Annotated in this window: 18 protein-coding genes; 6 read left to right on the top strand and 12 right to left on the bottom strand. The window is 67.5% G+C overall.

Features of this window, described 5'->3' with window-relative positions:
* Nucleotides 1-7: 7 nt before the first annotated feature.
* A complete protein-coding gene (gene ubiA, locus ASE28_RS22495) occupies nt 8-892 on the bottom strand; it encodes a 4-hydroxybenzoate octaprenyltransferase (protein ID WP_057268684.1) in 885 nt (294 codons plus the stop codon).
* Between the two features lie 174 nt (nt 893-1,066).
* Here ubiA and ASE28_RS22490 point away from each other — a divergent pair, with 174 nt between their 5' ends.
* Genes ASE28_RS22490 through ASE28_RS22475 form a run of 4 tightly spaced genes read left to right on the top strand, consistent with a single transcriptional unit; the run spans nt 1,067 to nt 7,093 of the window.
* On the top strand, nt 1,067-4,501 hold the full coding sequence (locus tag ASE28_RS22490; protein ID WP_057268551.1) for a response regulator: 3,435 nt from the start codon (nt 1,067-1,069) through the stop codon (nt 4,499-4,501).
* Nucleotides 4,498-5,340: a protein-glutamate O-methyltransferase CheR gene (locus ASE28_RS22485; RefSeq protein WP_057268683.1), complete on the top strand. Its 843-nt coding sequence runs from the start codon at nt 4,498-4,500 to the stop codon at nt 5,338-5,340. Before ASE28_RS22490 ends, ASE28_RS22485 begins: the two co-directional genes overlap by 4 nt.
* Entirely contained in the window at nt 5,337-5,948 is a 612-nt protein-coding gene (locus ASE28_RS22480; protein ID WP_057268550.1) for a chemotaxis protein CheB, read from the top strand. Before ASE28_RS22485 ends, ASE28_RS22480 begins: the two co-directional genes overlap by 4 nt.
* The gene (locus ASE28_RS22475; protein ID WP_057268549.1) at nt 5,945-7,093 is read left to right on the top strand and encodes a hybrid sensor histidine kinase/response regulator; all 1,149 of its coding nucleotides are present in this window, start codon (nt 5,945-5,947) and stop codon (nt 7,091-7,093) included. The genes ASE28_RS22480 and ASE28_RS22475 overlap by 4 nt, the downstream gene beginning before the upstream one ends.
* A gap of 195 nt (nt 7,094-7,288) precedes the next feature.
* On the opposite strand, the gene ASE28_RS22470 is transcribed toward ASE28_RS22475, so the two are convergent.
* The 6 genes from ASE28_RS22470 to recG all read right to left on the bottom strand — a co-directional run bounded on the left by ASE28_RS22470 (nt 7,289) and on the right by recG (nt 13,857).
* Nucleotides 7,289-7,663 carry a response regulator gene (locus tag ASE28_RS22470; protein WP_057268548.1) on the bottom strand — a complete coding sequence of 125 codons (375 nt, stop codon included), beginning with the start codon at nt 7,661-7,663 and terminating at the stop codon, nt 7,289-7,291.
* 184 nt (nt 7,664-7,847) lie between these two features.
* Nucleotides 7,848-8,348 (bottom strand): Dps family protein, encoded by a 501-nt coding sequence (locus ASE28_RS22465; RefSeq protein ID WP_057268547.1) that lies wholly within the window; start codon nt 8,346-8,348, stop codon nt 7,848-7,850.
* Nucleotides 8,349-8,471: 123 nt separating this feature from the next.
* The gene (locus ASE28_RS22460; RefSeq protein ID WP_057268546.1) at nt 8,472-10,208 is read right to left on the bottom strand and encodes a dipeptidase; all 1,737 of its coding nucleotides are present in this window, start codon (nt 10,206-10,208) and stop codon (nt 8,472-8,474) included.
* Nucleotides 10,209-10,565: 357 nt separating this feature from the next.
* Nucleotides 10,566-11,531 carry a LysR substrate-binding domain-containing protein gene (locus tag ASE28_RS22455; protein ID WP_057268545.1) on the bottom strand — a complete coding sequence of 322 codons (966 nt, stop codon included), beginning with the start codon at nt 11,529-11,531 and terminating at the stop codon, nt 10,566-10,568.
* Nucleotides 11,528-11,728: a hypothetical protein gene (locus ASE28_RS32285; RefSeq protein ID WP_157422086.1), complete on the bottom strand. Its 201-nt coding sequence runs from the start codon at nt 11,726-11,728 to the stop codon at nt 11,528-11,530. Before ASE28_RS32285 ends, ASE28_RS22455 begins: the two co-directional genes overlap by 4 nt.
* Nucleotides 11,729-11,736: 8 nt before the next feature.
* Nucleotides 11,737-13,857, bottom strand: a complete 2,121-nt coding sequence (gene recG, locus ASE28_RS22450; protein ID WP_057268544.1) for an ATP-dependent DNA helicase RecG — start codon at nt 13,855-13,857, stop codon at nt 11,737-11,739.
* Between the two features lie 109 nt (nt 13,858-13,966).
* On the opposite strand from recG, the gene ASE28_RS22445 reads away from it, so the two are divergent.
* Nucleotides 13,967-15,259 (top strand): HD-GYP domain-containing protein, encoded by a 1,293-nt coding sequence (locus ASE28_RS22445; RefSeq protein WP_057268543.1) that lies wholly within the window; start codon nt 13,967-13,969, stop codon nt 15,257-15,259.
* Nucleotides 15,260-15,339: 80 nt separating this feature from the next.
* Complete coding sequence (gene queA, locus ASE28_RS22440) at nt 15,340-16,446, top strand: tRNA preQ1(34) S-adenosylmethionine ribosyltransferase-isomerase QueA (protein ID WP_057268542.1); 1,107 nt, start codon at nt 15,340-15,342, stop codon at nt 16,444-16,446.
* A gap of 262 nt (nt 16,447-16,708) precedes the next feature.
* Here queA and ASE28_RS22435 read toward each other — a convergent pair whose 3' ends face one another.
* From ASE28_RS22435 to ASE28_RS22415, 5 genes are all read right to left on the bottom strand, one after another.
* Nucleotides 16,709-17,374: a hypothetical protein gene (locus tag ASE28_RS22435; protein WP_057268541.1), complete on the bottom strand. Its 666-nt coding sequence runs from the start codon at nt 17,372-17,374 to the stop codon at nt 16,709-16,711.
* The gene (locus ASE28_RS22430) at nt 17,361-17,609 is read right to left on the bottom strand and encodes a helix-turn-helix transcriptional regulator (protein WP_057268540.1); all 249 of its coding nucleotides are present in this window, start codon (nt 17,607-17,609) and stop codon (nt 17,361-17,363) included. Before ASE28_RS22430 ends, ASE28_RS22435 begins: the two co-directional genes overlap by 14 nt.
* Before the next feature lie 53 nt (nt 17,610-17,662).
* Nucleotides 17,663-18,232 (bottom strand): DUF2975 domain-containing protein, encoded by a 570-nt coding sequence (locus ASE28_RS22425; protein ID WP_057268539.1) that lies wholly within the window; start codon nt 18,230-18,232, stop codon nt 17,663-17,665.
* Nucleotides 18,233-18,347: 115 nt separating this feature from the next.
* Nucleotides 18,348-19,970, bottom strand: a complete 1,623-nt coding sequence (locus ASE28_RS22420; RefSeq protein WP_057268538.1) for a gamma-glutamyltransferase family protein — start codon at nt 19,968-19,970, stop codon at nt 18,348-18,350.
* Between the two features lie 8 nt (nt 19,971-19,978).
* A complete protein-coding gene (locus ASE28_RS22415) occupies nt 19,979-20,965 on the bottom strand; it encodes a tripartite tricarboxylate transporter substrate binding protein (RefSeq protein WP_057268537.1) in 987 nt (328 codons plus the stop codon).
* Nucleotides 20,966-21,025 lie beyond the last annotated feature (60 nt).

The following is a 21,025-nucleotide window of genomic DNA, read 5'->3' as shown; positions in this document are numbered from 1 at the left end:
TTGCTATTCAGTTGGCCGCCATCTGCCGCAGCAGATAGCTGCCGGCAATGCCGGCAAACACCGTTGCGCCAAGCCAGTGGTTGACGCGGAAGGCGATGAAGCAGCCTTCGCGGGTGCGGTGGCGGATCAGCGTCCAATGCCAGACACCCTGCGCCAGGGCTGCGGCCGTGGCCAGCCAGTACACCGGACCCAGGGCATAGGGCGCAAGCGCCACGCCCCAGATGACCAGGAACAGCAGGTAGAATAGCACGATGGCCGCCACATCGAAACGGCCCAGGGTGATGGCCGAGGTCTTGATGCCGATCTTCAGGTCGTCGTCGCGGTCGACCATGGCGTACTCGGTGTCATAGGCCAGCACCCAGAACAGGTTTCCGAGCCACATCCACCAGGCCACGGCGGGCACCTGGCCCTGCACGGCGGCGAAAGCGATCACGATGCCAAAATTGAAGGCAATGCCCAGCACCGCCTGTGGCATGGAAATCACGCGCTTGGAAAACGGGTAGGCAATGGCCACCAGCACGGCGGGCACGGACCAGGCGATGGCCGCCGCATTGGTGGTCAGCACCAGGCCGAAGGACACCAGCGCGAGCACGGCGCCCAGGGTCAGCGCCTCCTTGACGGAAATGGCCCCGGTGGTCACGGGCCGCGCCGCCGTGCGCTTGACATGGCGGTCGAAGTCACGGTCGGCCACATCGTTCACGCAGCAGCCGGCGCTGCGCATGAGAAAGGTGCCCAGCACGAACACCGCCAGCAGGTGCCAGCCCGGAAAACCATCCGAGGCAATCCACAGCGCGCTCAAGGTGGGCCACAGGCAGACCAGCCAGCCGGCCGGCCGGTTCAAACGGATCAGGTCAAGGTAGAGGGACAGGCGACTGCGCGAAGGGGCGGACATGGCGAAGAAGGCGGCAAATACGGGCAATGTTGCCCGTCGGGCGGGCGGCACCGGGAATGTAGCAGCCGCGAGGACCCCACTCGCCGCGCTTGCGATGCAGGAAATGTCCTACACCGGGAATTTGTACAAACCCGTTACATTGTCCGGTTGCCCCTCACCCGGAACCCGCTTCGCATGCCCCGATCACCGAGTACCCAGGCCGCCCAGCGTTTTGCCATTCCCCGCAGCCTGATGGCGGGGTTCATCGTGGCGGCCCTGGCCACGCTGGTCATTGCCTTCGTCAACTACCGTGCGTCCGAGGTCCGTGCCGAAGCCGTGGCGGCGATGGACCGCACCTCGCAGGGCATGCGCCAGCTGTCGCTGGTGCACTCGGCGATGAAGGACCTGGAAACCGGCCAGCGCGGCTACCTGCTCACAGGCGATGCCTCGTACCTGCAGCCCTATCTGCTGGCACAGAACGTCCTGGACCGCCAGATCGCAGCCCTCAAGACCAGTACGGGCAGCAACCCGGGCCAGTTGCGACTCGTGGTCCAGATCGAAGACCTGACCAAACAAAAGCGCAGCGAACTCGCCGAAACCGTGGAGCTGCGCAAGACCGGCAACGTGGACGGGGCCATGGCCCTGGTGCGCACGGATGCGGGCAAGAACATCATGGACCGCATCCGGGACCTGGCCTCCGACCTGGCGGGCCTGCAGACCCAGGAACTGGAGGACCGCCGCCGCAATTGGGAAGAAGCGGCCGCCCTTTCGGCCTACTATTCCTGGGGCGGGTCCCTGGTGTTGCTGGTGCTGATCTGCATCTCGGCAGCCCTCACGGCGCGCGAGCACCGCCTCAAGGCGCGCCAGAACTGGGTGGTCACGGGCCTGAGCGGCCTGGCACAACAGTTGCAGGGCGACCGCCGCGTCGAAGAGATCGGCGAACTGGCGCTCGAATACCTGGCCACCTACCTCAACGCCAAGGTGGGCGCGGCCTACGCTGTTGACGAGCAGGGTGGTTTCACCCTATTCGGCGGCTACGCCCTGCCGCGCGAGCGACTGGCGCAGAAACTGATCGATGGCGAAGGCCTGGTGGGCCAGTGCGCGCGCTCGCGCGAGCTGCTGCACGTGCGCGACGTGCCGGCCAACCACCTGACCGTGTCCTCCAGCACGGGCGCGTCGGCGCCGGCCGAGTTGCTGGTGGCACCCGCCATGGAGAACGGCGAGGTGTTTGCCGTGATCGAACTCGGCTTCTACCGCGCGGTGGACGAATTCGAGCACCGCCTGTTCAAGCAGGCCTCCGAGATGCTGGCCGTGGCCATCCGCTCGGGCCAGGACCGCAGCCGGCTCGAAGCCCTGCTCGAAGAGACCCAGCGTCAGTCCGAAGAGCTGCAGGCCCAGCAGGAGGAACTGCGCGTCAACAACGAAGAGCTGGAGCAGCAAAGCCGCATCCTGCAGGAGTCGCAGGCGCAGATGGAGCTGCAGCAGACCGAACTGGAGCAGACCAATGCACAGCTGGAAGAACAGACCCAGCAGCTCGAGAACCAGCGCGAGGAGCTGCTGGCCGCCCAGTCGGACCTGACCGAGAAGGCGCGCGAGATCGAGCAGACCAGCCAGTACAAGAGCGAGTTCCTGGCCAACATGAGCCACGAACTGCGCACCCCGCTCAACTCCACCCTGATCCTGGCCAAGCTGCTGGCCGACAACAAGGCCGGCAACCTGACGGGCGAGCAGGTCAAGTACGCGCAGACCATCTCCTCGGCCGGCAACGACCTGCTGGCGCTGATCAACGACATCCTGGACCTGTCCAAGATCGAGGCCGGCCAGGCCACCATCGACATCGAGACCGTGGACATCGCCCGCGCCATGCAGGCCCTGGTCGACCCGCTGCGCCCCATCGCCGAGGAGAAGGGGTTGAGTCTGGCGCTCACCATCGATGCCAACGTACCGGCCACCATGGACACCGACGCCCTGCGCCTGGGCCAGGTGCTCAAGAACCTGCTGTCCAACGCCGTCAAGTTCACCGAGCAGGGCAGCGTGGCGCTGCATGTCTCGCACCAACCAGGCGACCTGCTGGCCTTTGCCGTGCGCGACACCGGCATCGGCATTCCCGAGCACCAGCAGGAGCTGGTCTTCGAGGCCTTCCGCCAGGCCGATGGCAGCACCCACCGCAAGTATGGCGGCACCGGCCTGGGCCTGTCGATCTCGCGCGATCTGGCCCAATTGCTGGGCGGCAGCATCGCCATCCACAGCACGCCGGGCCAGGGCAGCGAGTTCACCCTGACCGTGCCGCGCCATGCCGTGCAGTCCGACGAGCCATCCACCGGCCGTGCCTTCCAGGCCCCCCAGAGCGCCGCCAGCGCGCCGCCAGCGGCGCCAGCCTCCAGGCCTGACCGGCCGGCGCCGACAGCCCCCGCCATCCTGCCCGTGGCAGCGCGCCCCAAGGGCGAGCGCAACATCCTCGTGATCGAGGACGACGTGCGCTTTGCCAACATCCTGAACGACCTGGCGCAGGAGATGGATTTCCACTGCATCCTGGCCCACACGGCCACGGAGGGCCTGGCTGCCGCCACCCTGCACCAGCCCAGCGCCATCGTGCTGGACGTGAACCTGCCCGACTTCTCGGGTCTCGGGGTGCTCGACCAGCTCAAGCGCAACCCGGCCACGCGGCACATCCCGGTGCACGTGGTCTCGGTGGCCGACTACTCGCAGGAGGCCATGGGCCGCGGTGCCGTTGGCTACGCGCTCAAGCCCGTCAAGCGCGAAGAACTGGTGCACGCCCTGCAGCGCCTGGAAGCCAAGTTCACCCAGGGCATGCGCCGCGTGCTGGTGGTGGAAGACGACGCGCGCCAGCGCGAGAGCGTGCGCGCGCTGCTGGCCAGCGACGGCGTGGACATCGTGTGCGTGGAAAACGCCACGGCCGCCCTGGAGTACCTGCGCAGCAGCACCTTCGACTGCATGGTGATGGACGTGAACCTGCCCGACCTGAGCGGCTATGAGCTGCTCCAGGCCATGTCCGAGCAGGAGGACGTGTCCTTCCCGCCGGTCATCGTCTATACCGGCCGGGCCCTGACGCGCGACGAGGAACAGCAGCTGCGCCGCTTCTCCAAGTCCATCATCATCAAGGACGCACGCTCGCCCGAGCGCCTGCTCGACGAGGTGACCCTGTTCCTGCACCAGGTGGAATCCGAACTTTCGGTGGAGCGCCGGCAGATGCTGCAGGTAGCGCGCAGCCGCGACGCGGCCTTCGAGGGCCGCACGGTGCTGGTGGTGGAGGACGACGTGCGCAACGTGTTCGCGCTCTCCAGCATCCTGGAGCCCACGGGCATCTCGGTGCAGATCGCGCGCAACGGCCGCGAGGCGCTCGAGTTCCTGGAGCGCTCGGGTGGCACCGGGCCCGCCGTCGACCTGGTGCTGATGGACATCATGATGCCGGAGATGGATGGCTACACCGCCATGCGCGAGATCCGCAAGCAGCCCGCCTGGCGCAGGCTGCCCATCATCGCCCTCACGGCCAAGGCCATGAAGGACGACCAGGACAAATGCCTGGCCGCCGGCGCCAACGACTACATCGCCAAGCCACTGGACGTGGAGAAGCTGCTGTCGCTGGTACGGGTGTGGATGCCCAAGTGAGCGCCCAACCCAAGACGGCCAGGATTGCCGACATCGAGCAGCGCCTGCTGCTGGACGCGATCTACTACCGCTACCACTACGACTTTCGCGGCTACGCGCAGGCCTCGCTCAAGCGGCGCCTGCAGGCCGCGATCTCGCGCTTTGGCTGCCAGACGCTGTCGCAGCTGCAGGACAAGGTGCTGCACGACGCGACCGTGTTCCCGGCGCTGCTCGAATACCTCACGGTGCAGGTCAGCGAGATGTTCCGCGACCCGCGCTACTTCAAGTCGCTGCGCGAGCAGGTGATCCCCATCCTGCGCACCTACCCCTCGCTCAAGGTCTGGGTGGCCGGCTGCAGCAACGGCGAGGAGGTGTACTCGCTGGCCATCCTGCTGCACGAGGAAGGCCTGCTCGAACGCACCATCATCTACGCCACCGACATCAACCAGCAGGCCCTGCAGGCCGCCGAGGCCGGCGTGTACGACCTGGCGCGCGTGGCCGCTTTCACCGAGAACCATGCACGCTCGGGCGGCAAGACCTCGCTGTCGGACTACTACTCGGCCGGCTACGGCCGGGTGGTGTTCGACCGTGCGCTGCGCAAGCAAGTGGTGTTCTCCGACCACAGCCTGGCCACGGACACGGTGTTTGCCGAGGTGCACCTGGTGTCCTGCCGCAACGTGCTGATCTATTTCGAGCGCGAGCTGCAGAACCGGGCGCTGGGCCTGTTCAAGGAGGCGTTGTGCCGCCGAGGCTTCCTGGGCCTGGGGTCCAAGGAGTCGATGCGCTTCACCGAGCAGGCCCCGGCCTTCGACGACTTCGTGCTCGAAGACCGCATCTACCGCAAGAAGGTGGGCATATGACTACCGCAGCCCCGATGTACCCGCACGGGCCGCGCGCATTCGATGCCATCGTGATCGGTGGCTCGGCGGGCGCCATCGATGCCATCTCCACCATCCTGCCATCGCTTCAGGCGCAGACCTGCGTGGCGGTGCTGGTCACGCTGCACCTGCCGCGCGAGGCACCCAGCCTGCTGCCCGAGATCTTTCGCCCGCGCTGTGCGCTGCGCACGGCCGAGGCGCAGGACAAGGAGCCGATCGAGGCCGGCAGCGTGTACTTTGCCCCACCCGACTACCACCTGCTGGTGGATGCCGGTCCGCAGCTGGCGCTGTCGGTCGATGCGCCCGTGCACTTCTCGCGCCCGTCCATCGACGTGCTGTTCGAATCGGCGGCGGACATTTATGGAGGGCGTTTGATTGGTATGCTCCTGTCCGGCGCCAACCACGATGGCGCCCGTGGCATGGCCGCCATCGGCGCTGCAGGGGGGCTCTGCATCGTGCAGTCCCCCGCAAGCGCCGCCATGTCCGCCATGCCCCAGTCCGCGCTGGACCTGATGACGCCGCACCACATCCTCCCCCCTTCGGAGATCGCATCCCTGCTGACCGAACTGCAAATGCGGAGAATCCTGTGAGCCCCACCCTTCTGCACCCACCGCCACCGCCCGCCGAGCGCATCAAGTGCCTGGTGGTGGACGACGTGCCCGAAAACCTCGTGGCCGTGGAAGCCCTGCTGCACAGCGACAGCATCGAGGTGCTCAAGGCCCAGTCGGGCCCCGAGGCACTGGAGCTGCTGCTGTTGCACGGTGACGTGGCGCTGGCCCTGCTGGACGTGCAGATGCCCGAGATGAACGGGTTCGAGCTGGCCGAGCTGATCCGCGGCAGCGAGCGCACCCGCCATATCCCCCTGATCTTCATGACCGCCGGTTCGCGCGACCCGAACTGGCAGTTCCGTGGCTACGAAACGGGGGCCGTGGACTTTCTGTACAAGCCCATCGATCCGCAGATGCTGGCGTCCAAGGCGGGCGTGTTCTTCGAGCTGTTCCGCCAAAAGCGCAGCCTGGCCCGCGAACTGCGCGAACGCACCGAGGCCCTGCGCATCAACGAAATGTTCATGGCGGTGCTCAGCCATGACCTGCGCACGCCGCTGATGGCCATCGGCGCGGCGGCCACGGCGCTGCAACGCCAGCCCCTGGCGGCGGACAGGGCGCAGGCACTGGCCGGCCGCGTGCTCAGCAGCAGCCAGCGCATGGCACGCATGATCGAGGATCTGCTGGACGTGACGCGCATCCGCCAGGGCACCGGCCTGGCGATGCGCATGGCCCCCGTGGACCTGCATGCCGTGCTGCAGCGCTCTCTGCAGGAGATACGCACCAGCTTTCCCAACCATGTGATCAGTACCAGCGACCAGGGGAATCTGGCCGGCATGGGGGACGAGGAGCGCCTGTGCCAGCTGGCCATCAACCTCATCGGCAATGCGGTGCACCACGGCGATCCCGCAGTGGCGATCCATGTGGCACTCGATGGCACCGACACGGACACTGTCGCCTTGACGGTGACCAACGGCGGCACCATTCCGCCGGCCCTGCTTCCGCAGTTATTCAGCCCGTTCCGGGGGCGTGACCAGGAACCGGGGCGCCACCAGGGCCTGGGGCTGGGCCTGTTCATCGTGCAGCAGATCGTGCGCTCGCATGGCGGCCGGATCGATGTGCAGTCCGAAGACGGCACCACGCGCTTCCATGTGGTTCTGCCGCGCTGCGGCGCTGCGGCTGCGGGCTGATCGCACGACTACCCGCGCCGGCAGCTCAGGAAATCAGAGGCTGGGGATTTTTTGGCCGTGTCCGCAGGGCGTGTCAAAACACTTCGGCTCTAAGCGCAAAGCACAGCCATAGCCGGGGCTATGGCGAGCATTTGCAACGACGAGCCGGGGTGTTTTGGCGTGCAAGGCGGGCATGGACGAGAGATTCTCAGCCTCTCAGAGCCCGGCGGGCGTCTTTTCGAGGGTGGACTGCACCTGCACCAGCAACGCCTCCAGGTCTTCCAGTTCGAAAGGCTTCATCAGCGTGCGCACATGGGGGCCCCAGCCCGATGGATGCGCGCCCAGGTCATAGCCGGTGCACAGCACCACCCAGCGCTGCGGGTCCACCGCCAGCACCTGCCGAGCCAGGTCCGTGCCCGACAGCCCGGGCAGGCTCACGTCGGTCACCAGCAGGTCAAAGCTGCCGGCCTTTTCGAGTTCCAGCGCCTCTTCAGCCGTTGTACAGGTCGTGATTGCGCGCCCCTCACCCTCCATCAGCATGCCGATGGTTTCGCGCAGTTCGGGGTTGTCCTCTACATAAAGGATTCGCATAGGGCGTCGTGTTCTCGAAGGCTGGCCGTGGTTGAAAGAAGCAAATGCCAGCGGCGATCATTCAGCAAAGCGCCGATTCCGCTTGTAGGACGAGCACCCATCGTGCAGCGCGGCCCTGCGGGGAAAGGCCTGGCCGGACGAAAAAACGGGGCCCCGTGGCCCCGCTGGCGTGGCTGGCCAGGGCTTATTCTTCGAGCAGCGAGCGCAGCATCCACGCGGTCTGCTCGTGCACCGTGAGGCGCTGGGTCAGCAGATCGGCCGTGGGCTCGTCGCTGGCTTTGTCGGCCAGGGGGAACAGGCTGCGCGCCGTACGGGCCACGGCCTCATGGCCTTCGACCAGCACGCGCACCATGTCCAGCGCCTTGGGCGGCTTGCTCGGCGCATCGGCGACGGTGGCCAGCTTGCCGAAGTCGGCATACGAGCCGGGAGCGATGTGGCCCAGCGAGCGGATGCGCTCAGCAATCGGGTCCACCGCGTTCCACAGCTCGGTGTACTGGGCCATGAACATGGTGTGCAGCGTGTTGAACATGGGCCCCGTCACGTTCCAGTGGAAGTTGTGCGTGGTCAGGTACAGCGTGTAGGTGTCGGCCAGCAGGCGCGACAGGCCCTGGGCGATGGCAGCGCGGTCTTTTTCGCTGATGCCGATGTTGATGGTGGGGGCGGTGGACTTGGCGGCTTTGGCCATGGGAGCTCCTTCGTTGGGATGGTGGTCGATCAATCGATGGAAATACGCCGCACCGGTGGACCGGGAAGGCTCCCGGCCAGGGCGCGGCGGCTTGCGGTCACTTTAGCGCAAGCGCCTTTTCCCTCACTGCATCTGGCCCAAATTGCCGATGCGCACCAGCATCTCGGTGAACATCTGCATGTCGGCATCGAGGTCCACCACTTCCTTGAATTCCTTGGCGTTGTGGGCCGTGTACTTCTTGCCGGGCATGGCGGGGCCGAAGTTGATGGCGTTGGGCATGAGCTTGGCCGTGGTGCTGCCGGCGGTGGACACCGGCTGGGCTGGGAGGCCCGTGGTGTCGCCGAAGGTGTTGAGCAGTGTGGACAGCCAGGCGCCCTTGGGGTCGCGCGCCATCCAGTTGCCCTGCTGGTGGTCGATGATCACCGGAACGGACGCCTGCGCGGCCCAGTCGTTGACCTTGACCTTGGTGGCGTGCACCAGGGCGTCGGGCGTTCTGCCGCGCGGCATGCGCACGTTCACCAGCACGTCGACCATGCCATCCTTCTCGCGCACAAGGTTGGGCGACATGGTCAGCGGGCCCATGAAATCATCGCCATAAGCCAGGCCGATGGTGCGGCCGAGGTAGTCCGTGCCATACAGCTCGGCAATGTAGCGCACGGCGTTGGCATAGCCGGTGGGCGCCACGGGCACGTCGGACTCGCGCAGGAACAGTGCCAGGCGCGGCAGCGGGTTCACGCCTTCTTCGGGGCGCGAGCCGTGGGCGGAGGTGCCGGTCACCTTGATCTGCACCGCGCTGGCGTCCTGCACCACGTCGATGCCGAAGCTGCCGCCCTGGGGCGTGTACTTGGCGATGAACGCGGCCTTGGCCGCGTTCAGGCGGGCCGCCACGGCAGCCAGGTCACCGCCCTGCAGACGCGCGGTCGCGGTCTGCGGCACGGCGTTGGTGGAGGCGGCACCGGCCATGGCAGCGATGTAGGTGAAGCCGGCCGGCGCATCCTGCAGCGGGAACGAGGTGCGCAGCGCGCCCGAGCCCTTCTCTGCGACCACGGCCGGGTACTTGCTGTCGAGCACGATGTTGTACTCGGGCAGCTCGGTCTTGGTGCGGTAGTACTTCATGGCGTCGCCACCGGTCTCTTCGGTGGTCTCGATCATGAGGCGGATGGTGCGCGCCAGCGGCAGGCCGCTGTCCTTGACGGCCTTCATCGCATACAGCACGGTGGCGATGGAGCCCTTGTCGTCGATGGAGCCGCGGCCATACAGGTTGCCGCCCACGCGCGTGAGCTTGAAGGGATCGAGGCGCGTGCCGTCCTCCAGCACCCATTCGTCGGCCACCACGGGCACCACGTCGGCATGCGTGAGGATGCCGAATTCTTCCTTGCCCGTGCCCGGCAGCTTCACCTCGAAGATGCGGTTGTCCACATTGCGGTATTCCAGGCCGAAATCCTTGGCCATGGCTTCGACCAGCGCACCGAAGGCGATGATGGCCTTGTCCTCGTGCGGAGGCACCTTGTCGCTCCTGAAGGTGGGAAGGGCGACCATGCGCGCCGTGGTGTCTATCACCGCAGCCTGGTTGCGCAAACGGTTGTACAGGCCCAGCAGGCGGCTGATGTTGACCAGGTCGTCCCCGGCCAGCGGGGCCTTGGCCTTGTAGCCGGCCACGCTGGCCTGCAGCATGGGGTTCTCACGCGCGGCCTGCGCCAGGAACTCATCAAAGCTGCCCTGGGCGGCGGCGGGCAATGCAGCCACCAGACGGTCCATCTGGACCTTCTTGATCGTCGTGGCCTGCGGCGCGTTGGTCGTCACGCTGGAGCAGGCGGCAAGGCCCACGGCGAGGCCTGCGGCCATCAAAATTTTCTTCATCTCTGTAGCTTTCCTTGGGAATTGGGGAGCGCGGGACAGGTGCGGGCGGCATGTGGCGCTGCTTCGCAGCACCGGGCCCCGTGTATGGCACGCCGGCGTGCCCTGCGCGGCGAAAGTGTATCGCTGCCGGCCCCGGCAGCGCCAGACATGCCCTGAAAGGCAGATTTCATTCCGACCTGCGCGCAAGGCAGGCGCAGAGCATGAAACTGGCGCGACCCAAGCCAGCGCACCCGCGCAAGGGCCGCCCCGCCGCGAAGACGGCGTATCCAGCGCTTGCGCTGGGGGCGTCCCCCTCCCAGATTGCAAAGCAATATGAGAGAGGGGTGAAGGCGCACAGCGCCTCAGGGGGTGCTCACCTCACGACAGGCGCGTGACGCCCGGCAACTCGCAGGCGTAGATCGCGTTGCGCAGCGCGGCAATGGCTTCGTAGCGCGTGAAGCTGCGCCGCCAGGCGAGCACCACGCGGCGCATGGGTGGCGGGCTGCCATCGTCCTCGCGGATGGGGATGTAGCGGATGTAGTTCTCGTCGCTCTTGCGCCGGCGCGACACCGTGAGCAGCGCATCGCGCGGCACCGACAGGCGCGGCACCAGGGTCACGCCCATGCCGGCCGCCACCATGTGCTTGATGGTTTCCAGCGACGAGCCCTCGAAGGACCTGCGGATACCCTCGGCATTGCTGGCAAAGCGCGCGAACTCGGGGCAGACCTCCAGCACATGGTCGCGAAAGCAGTGGCCCGCGCCCAGCAGCAGCATGGTTTCGCTCTTGAGTTCTGCGGCAGTGATGGATTTCTGCGTGCCCAGCGGGTGGGTGCTGGGCAGGGCCGCCATGAAGGGCTCGTCGTACAGCGGCGCCATGGCCAGGCCGGTGTCGGGAAAGGGCTCGGCCAGGATGGCGCAGTCGATCTCGCCGGTGCGCAGCATTTCGAGCAGCTTGACGGTGAAGTTCTCCTGCAGCATCAGCGGCATCTGCGGGGTGCGCGCAATCGAATGGCGCACCAGGTCGGGCAGCAGGTAGGGGCCGATGGTGTAGATCACGCCCAGGGTCAGCGGCCCGGCCAGGGGGTCCTTGCCGCGCTTGGCGATCTCCTTGATGGCGGCGGCCTGCTCCAGCACGCTTTGCGCCTGGCGCACGATCTCGTCGCCCAGCGGGGTGACGGTCACTTCGCCAGCGCTGCGCTCGAAAAGCTTCACGTCAAGTTCCTCTTCGAGCTTCTTGATGGCCACCGACAGGGTGGGCTGCGACACATAGCAGGCATCGGCGGCGTGGCCGAAGTGCTTTTCGCGCGCCACCGCGACGATGTATTTGAGTTCGGTGAGGGTCATGGAGATTCCAGACGGGTAGACCCTGCATTGTGCAGCGCCGCGCGCCCGGCAACCCAGGGCGTGGTGCTGCAGCGGTGCAGAAAGAAGACCGGCAGCAGCACAAGAATCCTCGCACAGGCTGCAACGGCAGGGAAGGCCAGCGGGTGGGACACGGTGACGGCCGGCAACGGCTCGGCAACAGGGACGACGTGCGTCATGGCGGGAGTCAGGCTTTCAGGTAGTCGGATTTTCCACCCAGCCAGCGCATCACGTGGCGCTCGGCCAGCTCGGCGTGGCGGTCCAGCATCATTGGCGCGAGTTCGCGCGCCCATTCGAGCAGGTGGGTGTCGGTGGCCAGGTCGGCAAAGCGCAGCAGCGCGTCGCCCGACTGCCGGGCCCCGAGGAATTCGCCCGGCCCGCGGATCTCCAGGTCGCGCCGGGCGATCTCGAAACCATCATTCGTGTCGGACATGGCCCTCAACCGCTCCTTGGCGGTCTCGCCCACCCGGCCGCTGTCGTTGGTGGAATACAGCAGCACGCAGGCCGATGCCGCCGCACCGCGCCCCACGCGCCCGCGCAGCTGGTGCAGCTGCGACAGGCCGAAGCGCTCGGCATGCTCGATCACCATCAGCGAGGCATTGGGCACATCCACCCCGACCTCGATCACCGTGGTGCTCACCAGCACGCCCATCTGCCCGCTGGAAAAGAGCGCCATCACGGCTTTCTTCTCCGCGGTCGGCATGCGCGAGTGCAGCAGGCCGACCATGACGCCGGGCAGGGCCTCGCTCAGGTCGGCATGGGTGGCGGTGGCATTGCTCAGGTCCAGCGCCTCGCTCTCTTCGATCAGCGGGCACACCCAATACACCTGCCGTCCGTCGTTTACCTGGGCGCCAATGCGAGCGATCACTTCGTCCTTGCGGCTGTCGGCAATGAGTTTGGTGACGATGGGGGTGCGCCCAGGCGGCAGTTCGTCGATCACCGAGACGTCGAGGTCGGCGTAGTAGCTCATGGCCAAGGTGCGGGGAATGGGCGTGGCGCTCATCATCAGCATATGGGGTTCCATCCCCTGGGCAGCGAGCTTTTGCCGTAGGGACAAACGCTGCGCCACCCCGAAGCGGTGCTGCTCGTCGATGATGGCCAGCGCCAGGTTTTTGAAACGCACCTGGTCCTGGATCACGGCATGCGTGCCCACCACCAGCGCTGCCTCGCCGTTTTCGACCAGGGCCAGCATGGCCATGCGCTCCTTCTTCTTCTGCCCGCCCACCAGCCAGGCCACACGCCGGCCGTGGGCCGCCAGCAGCGGCTCGAGCCAGCCGATCATCTTGGCGAAGTGCTGCTCGGCCAGGATTTCGGTAGGCGCCATCAGGGCACACTGCCAGCCGGCGTCCATGGCAATGGCGGCCGCCAGCGCCGCCACGACGGTCTTGCCCGAGCCCACGTCGCCCTGAAGCAGGCGGTGCATGGGCACGCGGTGCGCCAGGTCTTTGGCAATCTCCACCCCGACCCGCCGCTGCGCCGCGGTCAGCGAAAAGGGCAGCACGGCCATCAGTTGTTCGTGCAACGGCAGCACGCCATCCACCACCTTGCGCGGGCGCAGCACCGGTGCGCGCAACTGGTCGCGCTCGCGGCGCGACTGCTGCTGCGAGAGCTGCTGGGCCAGCAGTTCCTCGGCCTTCAGGCGCTGCCAGGCCGGGTGGCTGTGGTCCTCCAGCGTGGACAGCGACACGTCGGGCGTGGGGTGGTGCAAAAAAGTGAGTGCCTCGCGCAGATTGAACGCGCGGTAGCTGCCGTTGTCATGCCGGAAGACGGCGTACGGCGGCTCGGTGCCGGCGGGCAGGGTTTCGGACAGGTCGACCCGGCTGAGCGCCCCCACCACCGCCCGGCGCAGGTAGGACTGCGGCAGGCCGGCCGTGGTCGGGTAGACGGGGGTCAGCGCGGCCGGCAGCTCGCCGCCGGCCTGGCGAAAGGCCGGGTGCAGCATCTGCCGGCCCCAGAAGCCGCCCTTGACCTCGCCCCGGATGCGCAGGCGCGCGCCCACGGCCAGGGTTTTCTGGTGTGAGGGGTAGAAGCTGAAGAAGCGCAGTTCGCAGGTGCCCGAAGCGTCTTCCACCTGCACCAGCAACTGGCGGCGCGGGCGCAACTGCACCTCGCAGGCCGTCACGGTGGCTTCGATCTGCACCATCTGGCCGTCGCGGGCACTGGACAGCGGCGTGATGCGGGTTTCATCCTCATAACGCAGTGGCAGGTGCAGGGCCAGATCGATGTCGCGCTTCAGACCCAGCTTGTGCAGTGCCTTTTGCGCCACGCTGGCGGTGGAGGGCTTGCTGGGAGCAGCAGCCGCGGGCATTTTGTTCAAAGGTTATCCGGCAGGGCGAAGGTTTCGGCAGTCAAAAAGGCTACCATGGTTACTGTTTATTACCTGATTTCGGCAGACCCCGGCGATCCGGACAGATTCCATGCTCAAGCGCATCAGTATTCAGCATCTCACGTTGGGCATGTACCTGCACGACTTCTGCGGCTCCTGGATGGACCACCCCTTCTGGCGTGCCAAGTTCGTCTTGAAGGACCCCAAGGATCTGGCGCGCATCAAGGATACGGCCATAGAGGAGGTGTGGATCGACATTTCCAAGGGCCTGGACGTGGCGGCGGGCGTGCGCTCCATCTCGCGCGAAGAGGCGGACATCCAGGTCGAGACGGACTTCAGCATGCTGGAGAACCTGCCCTCCCTGGTGGTCGACCCCCCACCCCCTCCTGCCCCCCCTGCGCGCCGCCAGACACGCGGCAAGGCACCCGCCAGCATGCACAGCGAACTGCTGGCGGCCGCCTCGATCTGTGGTGAGGCCAAGCAGGCCATGGTCTCCATGTTCCGGGAAGCGCGCATGGGCAAGGCCGTGAATTCCGAGAATGCCCGCGGACTGGTGGAGGAGATTTCCGACTCGGTCACGCGCAACCCGGGCGCCCTGATCAGCCTGGCCCGGCTCAAGACGGCGGACGACTACACCTACATGCACTCGGTGGCGGTGTGCGCGCTGATGGTGGCGTTGGCCAAGCAGATCAACCTCAACGAAGAACACACCCGCAGCGCCGGCATGGCCGGGCTGCTGCACGACCTGGGCAAGGCGGCGATCCCGCTGGCGGTGCTCAACAAGCCGGGCAAGCTCACCGACAGCGAATTCGCCATCGTCCAGACCCACCCACAGGAGGGCTACGACATGCTCAAGGAGGGTGGCAGCGTGGAAGATGCGGTGCTCGATGCCTGCCGCCACCACCACGAGAAGATGGACGGCTCGGGCTACCCCGGCAAGCTCAAGGGCGATGAGATCAGCCTGATTGCCCGCATGACCGCCATCTGCGACGTCTACGACGCCATCACCTCGGACCGCCCCTACAAATCCGGCTGGGACCCCGCAGAGTCGCTGCGCCGCATGGCCGAGTGGACCAAAGGCCATTTCGACCCCCGCCTGTTCCAGGCCTTCGTCAAGAGCATCGGCATCTACCCCGTGGGTTCGCTGGTGCGGCTGACGTCCGGGCGCATCGGCGTGGTGATGGAGCAGGCGCAGCAATCACTGACCTCGCCCAAGGTGAAGGTGTTCTTCTCGACCAAGTCGGACCTGCGCATTCCGCCCGAGGTGGTGGACCTGGCTGCGCCCGGTTGTGCCGAGAAGATCGTGGCCCGCGAAGACCCGGACAAGTGGAAGTTCCCGGACCTTAACCAGCTGTGGTCCGGTTTTGCCGGGCAGGCCTGGTAAAGGCAGCCCGGGCTGGCGTGGGAAAATAGCGCCCCTGTTTCTTTACCCCTTGGTACGGGCCCGTCCGGCCCTCAAGCTCCATGACTGTTTCTGCCACGCCGGCCCCGCGCCACTTCACGCTCAGCGATTTCGACTTCTCGCTGCCCCCCGAACTCATTGCCCAACACCCCGCTGCAGAGCGCAGCGCATCGCGCCTGCTCGACGGCCGCGCGAGCGCACCGGTGGACCGCATCTTTCGCGAGCTGTCTGGCCTGCTGCAAAGCGGCGACCTGCTGGTCTTCAACGACACGCGCGTGGTCAAGGCGCGCATCTTTGGCGAAAAGGCCAGCGGCGGCAAGCTGGAGCTGCTGATCGAGCGTGTTTTGCTCGGCAACGAGGTCGTGGCCCACATGAAGGTCAGCAAGAAGCCCCTGCCTGGCGCCGTGGTGCACATGGCGGGAGGCCTGCACGGCGGCGGCTTCAACGCCACCCTGCTCTCGCGCTGGCCAGCCGAGGACGATGGCCCGCTGTTCCGCTTCGCCCTCCAAGGTCCGGCCGGCGAGACGCCGCACGAGCTGATGGAGCGCCACGGCCACCTGCCGCTGCCGCCCTACATCGAGCGCCAGCAGAATGCCGACCACGATCCCGACGCCGCAGAAGATGCCCAGCGCTACCAGACGGTGTTCGCGCGCGCACCCGGCGCAGTGGCGGCCCCGACGGCGGCCCTGCATTTCGACGAGGGTGTGCTCGCTGCGCTGGCTGAACGCGGCGTGGAGCGTGCCAGCGTCACCCTGCACGTGGGCGCCGGCACCTTCCAGCCCGTGAAGACCGAGAACCTCACCGAGCACCAGATGCACAGCGAGTGGTACGAAGTGCCGCAGGCCACGCTGGCAGCGCTCGAGCGTTGCCGCCAGCGCGGCGGCCGTGTGGTGGCGGTGGGCACGACGACGGTCCGTACCCTCGAATCCTGGGCGCGCAGCGGCCAGGCCTCGGGCGATACGAACATCTTCATCACCCCGGGCTTCCCCTTCCAGGTGGTGGACCTGCTGCTCACCAACTTCCACCTGCCCAAGAGCACGCTGATGATGCTGGTCAGCGCCTTCGCGGGCTATGGGCGGATCATGGATCTGTACCGCCACTCCATCGCGCAGCAGTACCGCTTCTTCAGCTATGGCGATTCGATGCTACTGGAGCGCCAGCGCCCCTAGTCCACTGAAACCGAGAAATCGACTGTGCGTGAGGGACCNCTAGGCGCCGGGCGCAGCCGGGTTGCACACCCGGCGAGCACGGCAACGACGAGTGCGGCCCTGCCAGACCCTCACCCTGCGGGCCTGGGTGGCAGCAGGCACATCGCTGCGTTGCGGGCTTTGCCAAGGCGGCCAGCCTTGGCCGCAGCCCGCGCCTTGCGCTGTATCCCGCTGCCACCCCGGCGCACAGCCGATTTCTCGGTTTCAGTGGACTAGGGCACGCTCAGCAGTTCGTGACGGTGGCAATGCGGGGCGCGGCCCCCTGTTCCGGCAGGCGATTGGCCGAGGGCAGGCGTACGCAGTAGACGCCGGCCTCGCTTTCCACGCGCGTGACCCGGCCGGCATACGTGTTCTGCCACTCCTTTTCGGTGAGGGTGCCCAGGGGCCGGGGCGCCGGGCTTGCCGCGTTCGCAGCGAGTGCCGCAGCGGCTGGCGAACCATGGCGGCGCTGCCATTCCCGCTCCTGCCGCGCCGCGCGGGCCACGCCCTCGGGGCTCCATTGGATGGCGGGCACATCGCGGGCATCGGAGGCGGCGGGCACCGGCGCAGGCATGGCCACCAGGCCCGGGCCTGTGTCCTGCGGCAGGGCCAAGGCAGCAGGCGGGCGCACACTGCGGCCCTCTCGCACCGGCCCAGGCCGAGGTCCCGCCGACCGGGAGGGCTGCGCCGCCACCGGCTCTGGCGCGGGCGTTCTGGACACCGGTGCCGCAGCCTGCGGAGCCGTGATCCACAGGACTTCCATCGCCTGCCTGGCGGGCGGCTCGGGCACCCGCACGGCCGATGCCGGCAGCACCAGCCGCCACAGCAGCACCGCGTGCAGCAGCAGCGAAGCCGCCACGGCACCCCCCAGGCGCCAGCGGCCCGGGCGGTAGCCGTCAGGTGGCCACATCGTCCACGGCGCCGTCGTCCACACCATTCTCGGGCGCCACCCAGGCCAGCAGGTCACCCGGCTGGCACTGCAGGTAGTCGCAGATGGCAGCCAGGGTCTCGAAGCGCACGCCCTTGACCTTGCCGCTCTTGAGCAGCGACAGGTTGGCCTCGGTGATGCCCACGTGCGCTGCCAGGTCGCGCGACTTCACCTTGCGGCGCACCAGCATTTCATCGAGCCTGACGACGATGGGCATGGCCACCTTTCCGGCGCATGCCTCGGGAATGGAGCCGCCGGGTCACAGCGCGGTCAGACGAACGCACTGGACTCCTCCTGCAGGCGCTGGCCCTCGGCCATCACGTGGGCCAGCAGCAGCATCATCAGGCCGACGATCAGCACGCTCACCTCGAACGAGCCCACCGACAGCGCCACCTGCCCGCCGCGCTGGCCCGAGGCCAACCAGGACAACAGCGCCGTCACCGCCGCGCCGTGCACCAGCGAGGCCGCGAACATCGCGATGAAGCCCCAGCCCACGCCACGAAAGCCGCGCACCACCGCAGGACCGAACACCTCGCCACGCAGGAAGGCTGTGCAGATACGGTGCAGGCACCACACGGTGAACAGCATGGCGGCGGTCGGCAGGCATTCGATGGCCAGGCCCACCAGGCGCCAGCTCACTTCGATCTGCAAAGGGGCGGCAATGTTTGCCTGCAGCGCCTGCGAGGGCAGCAGCATCTGCACCAGGCCACCCGATTCGCCACGGCCCAGCAGCAGCCAGCGGGCCACGGAAAAGCACACGCCCGCCAGCGCGCACAGCAGGGTCAGCGCGTGCAGCCCGCGGGACAGGCGCCGGAAGGCCGGGCTTTGGACGGATACCATGGTGATTTCCTCATGTTTTCTGTAAAACAATAATAATATTCTGCCATACAGAAACAAAAAGGCAATCACCCGGTACGCAGCCGCCCCCCAGGGCCGACAGCCGCTCTCTGATGCGTCAGAAAGCGACCGCGTGCCCGTCCTTGCGCGGGTCGGAGCCGGCGATGTAGCTGCCACCGTCGCGCAGCACGAGCTGGGCGCCGCCGAAGGCGAAGACGCCATTGCCCTCCTCCACCGTGACTTCGTGGCCGCGTGCGCGCAGTGCGGCGACCACGGCGGGGTCGAAAGCCGGCTCCACCGCCACGCCCTTGCCGCCGGTCACGCGCCAGCGCGGGGCGTCGGCTGCGGCCTGCGGGTTCTGGCCGTAGCGCAGCACGCGCAGGGCCATCTGCAGGTGGCCCTGGGACTGCATGGGGCCGCCCATCACGCCAAAGGCCATCTGCGGCGTGCCGTCGGCATGCATGGCGAAGGCCGGGATGATGGTGTGCGAGGGGCGCTTGCGCGGGGCCACTTCGTTGGCATGCCCTGGCGTGAGGGTGAAGCCGTGGCCCCGGTTCTGCAGGCTGATGCCCGTGCCCGGCACGACCACACCCGAGCCGAAGCCCATGTAGTTGGACTGGATGAACGAGACCATCATGCCGGAGGCATCGGCCGCGGCCAGGTACACCGTGCCGCCGGGGCGCGGCGTGCCGTGGCCGGGGTCGCCGGCCTGCGCGGCATCGATCAGTTGCGCGCGCTGCACCAGGTAGTCGGCGTCGAGCAGGTCGCGAGGCGTCACGGCCTGCATGGCGTCGATGTCGGCGTTGTACTGGTGCAGGTCGGCCAGTGCGAGCTTCATGGCCTCGATGCTGGCGTGCACCGTGTCCACGTGGTCCAGCGGCTGGCCGCCGATACCGTGAGATTCGAGCATGCCCAGCGCCATCAGCGTGGCGATGCCCTGGCCGTTGGGCGGAATTTCATGGACCACCGAATCGCCGAAGCGCTGGCTCACGGTGCCCACCCAGTCGGCCTGGTGCGATGCGAGGTCATCCTCGGTCATAGCGCCGCCATGGGCGCGGGAATGCTCCACCATCTGGCGCGCCAGCGTGCCGCGGTAGAAGGCTTCGCCCTCGGTCTGGGCAATCAGCTCCAGCGTGCGCGCATGGGCTTCGCTGCGGAAGATCTCGCCCGCGCGCGGTGCGCGGCCACCGGGCATGAAGCACTCGGCAAAGCCGGGCTGGGAGCCAAGCTTGGCAGCGCCCAGCGCCCACAACCGGGCGATGGTGGGAGAGACGGGAAAGCCATTGCGCGCGTAATCGATGGCGGGTTCGGCCAGCTTCGCGAACGGCAGCTTGCCCAGGCGTTTGGACAGGGCCACCCAGGCGGACACAGCGCCAGGCACGGTGACGGCGTTCCAGCCCGTCTCGGGCAAGCCTCCACGCTCGGCAAAGTATGCGGGGGTCCATGCAGCGGGCGAACGGCCCGAGGCGTTGAGCCCATGCAGTTCCTTGCCGTCCCAGACGATGGCGAAGCCGTCGCTGCCCAGGCCGCAGCCCGTGGGCTCGACCACGGTGAGGGCCATGGCGGCAGCGATCGCGGCGTCCACGGCGTTGCCGCCGGCCAGCAGCATGCGCAGGCCGGCCTGCGCGGCCAGGGGCTGCGAGGTGGAGACCACGTTGCGCCCCATCACCGCGCTGCGGTGGGAGGCATAGGGCAGGGCCCAGTCCAGGGCGGGGGTGTCGGCAGGGGTGCGTGCGTTCATCGTCTCGGTCACTCCACGGAAATCTTGTGCTGGCGGATCACGGTGGCCCAGCGGGCGCTGTCGGCCTGCACCATGGCGGCGAACTTGGCGGGGGTGCTGGGGGCAGCGGGCTCCACGCCGAGCTTGGCCAGGCCTTCGGCCACCTCGGTCGACTGCATGGCCTTGGCAAAGGCCTTGTGAATGCGGTCGACCAGTGCCGGCGGTGCGCCAGCCGGCAGGTACACGCCGAACCAGGTCACCGAAGAATAGCCGGGCAGGCCGGACTCGGCCATGGTGGGCAACTCGGGCGCCAGCGAACTGCGCTTTTCGCTGGTCACGGCCAGGGCACGCAGGCGGCCGCCCTTGACATGCGGCATGCCCGTGGGCAGCGAGTCGAACAGCACGTGCGTCTGCCCGGTCACGAGGTCGGGAATGGCCAGGGCCGTGCCCTTGTAGGGCACATGCATCATCTCGATGCCGGCCTGGGCGCTGAAGGCCGCAGCGTTCAGGTGCACGATGGTGCCATTGCCACTGGTGGCGTAATTGAGCTTGCCGGGGTGTGCCTTGCCGTAGGCAATCAACTCGCCCACCGTTTTCACGGGCAGCGAGTTGGTCACCAGCAGCACGCTGGGTGCGTCGGCCAGGTGGGCCACAGGCGTGAAGTCCTTGCGCGGGTCGTAGGCCAGGCGCGGCATCAGGTGGGGCGAGATGGCGTGCGTGCTGCTCGTGGTGAGCAGCAGGGTGTAACCGTCGGGCTGCGCCTTGGCGGCTTCGGCCGCGCCGATGGTGCCGCCGGCCCCGGGGCGGTTGTCCACCACCATCTGCTGGCCCAGGTCCTGCGCCACACGCTGCGCGACCACGCGGGCCACGAGATCGGTGGCACCGCTGGCCGGGAAGGGGACGATCACCCGCACCGGGCGGTCGGGCCAGTTGGACTGCTGCGCATGCGCGCCCGCACACACGGCCATCAGGCAGGCCAGGCCGAGCACGCTACGGCCCCAGGACAAAAGACGCATACGAAGCACTCCAGAAAAATAACGGGGACAGGAAGAACCGGACACGCCCTTCCCCGCTAT

This window comes from Acidovorax sp. Root219, assembly GCF_001428665.1.
Taxonomy (GTDB): Bacteria; Pseudomonadota; Gammaproteobacteria; order Burkholderiales; family Burkholderiaceae_C; genus Acidovorax.
The sequence above is the reverse complement of the archived record's forward strand: the minus strand, read 5'-3'. Positions and strand labels throughout refer to the sequence as shown.

What these genes read in the sequence shown, in the direction of transcription:
- ubiA (WP_057268684.1), bottom strand. Translation starts at nt 892, where the DNA reads ATGTCCGCCCCTTCGCGCAGTCGCCTGTCCCTCTACCTTGACCTGATC.
- ASE28_RS22490 (WP_057268551.1), top strand. Translation starts at nt 1,067, where the DNA reads ATGCCCCGATCACCGAGTACCCAGGCCGCCCAGCGTTTTGCCATTCCC.
- ASE28_RS22480 (WP_057268550.1), top strand. Translation starts at nt 5,337, where the DNA reads ATGACTACCGCAGCCCCGATGTACCCGCACGGGCCGCGCGCATTCGAT.
- ASE28_RS22470 (WP_057268548.1), bottom strand. Translation starts at nt 7,663, where the DNA reads ATGCGAATCCTTTATGTAGAGGACAACCCCGAACTGCGCGAAACCATC.
- ASE28_RS22465 (WP_057268547.1), bottom strand. Translation starts at nt 8,348, where the DNA reads ATGGCCAAAGCCGCCAAGTCCACCGCCCCCACCATCAACATCGGCATC.
- ASE28_RS22460 (WP_057268546.1), bottom strand. Translation starts at nt 10,208, where the DNA reads ATGAAGAAAATTTTGATGGCCGCAGGCCTCGCCGTGGGCCTTGCCGCC.
- ASE28_RS22455 (WP_057268545.1), bottom strand. Translation starts at nt 11,531, where the DNA reads ATGACCCTCACCGAACTCAAATACATCGTCGCGGTGGCGCGCGAAAAG.
- ASE28_RS32285 (WP_157422086.1), bottom strand. Translation starts at nt 11,728, where the DNA reads ATGACGCACGTCGTCCCTGTTGCCGAGCCGTTGCCGGCCGTCACCGTG.
- recG (WP_057268544.1), bottom strand. Translation starts at nt 13,857, where the DNA reads ATGCCCGCGGCTGCTGCTCCCAGCAAGCCCTCCACCGCCAGCGTGGCG.
- ASE28_RS22445 (WP_057268543.1), top strand. Translation starts at nt 13,967, where the DNA reads ATGCTCAAGCGCATCAGTATTCAGCATCTCACGTTGGGCATGTACCTG.
- queA (WP_057268542.1), top strand. Translation starts at nt 15,340, where the DNA reads ATGACTGTTTCTGCCACGCCGGCCCCGCGCCACTTCACGCTCAGCGAT.
- ASE28_RS22435 (WP_057268541.1), bottom strand. Translation starts at nt 17,374, where the DNA reads ATGTGGCCACCTGACGGCTACCGCCCGGGCCGCTGGCGCCTGGGGGGT.
- ASE28_RS22430 (WP_057268540.1), bottom strand. Translation starts at nt 17,609, where the DNA reads ATGCCCATCGTCGTCAGGCTCGATGAAATGCTGGTGCGCCGCAAGGTG.
- ASE28_RS22425 (WP_057268539.1), bottom strand. Translation starts at nt 18,232, where the DNA reads ATGGTATCCGTCCAAAGCCCGGCCTTCCGGCGCCTGTCCCGCGGGCTG.
- ASE28_RS22420 (WP_057268538.1), bottom strand. Translation starts at nt 19,970, where the DNA reads ATGAACGCACGCACCCCTGCCGACACCCCCGCCCTGGACTGGGCCCTG.
- ASE28_RS22415 (WP_057268537.1), bottom strand. Translation starts at nt 20,965, where the DNA reads ATGCGTCTTTTGTCCTGGGGCCGTAGCGTGCTCGGCCTGGCCTGCCTG.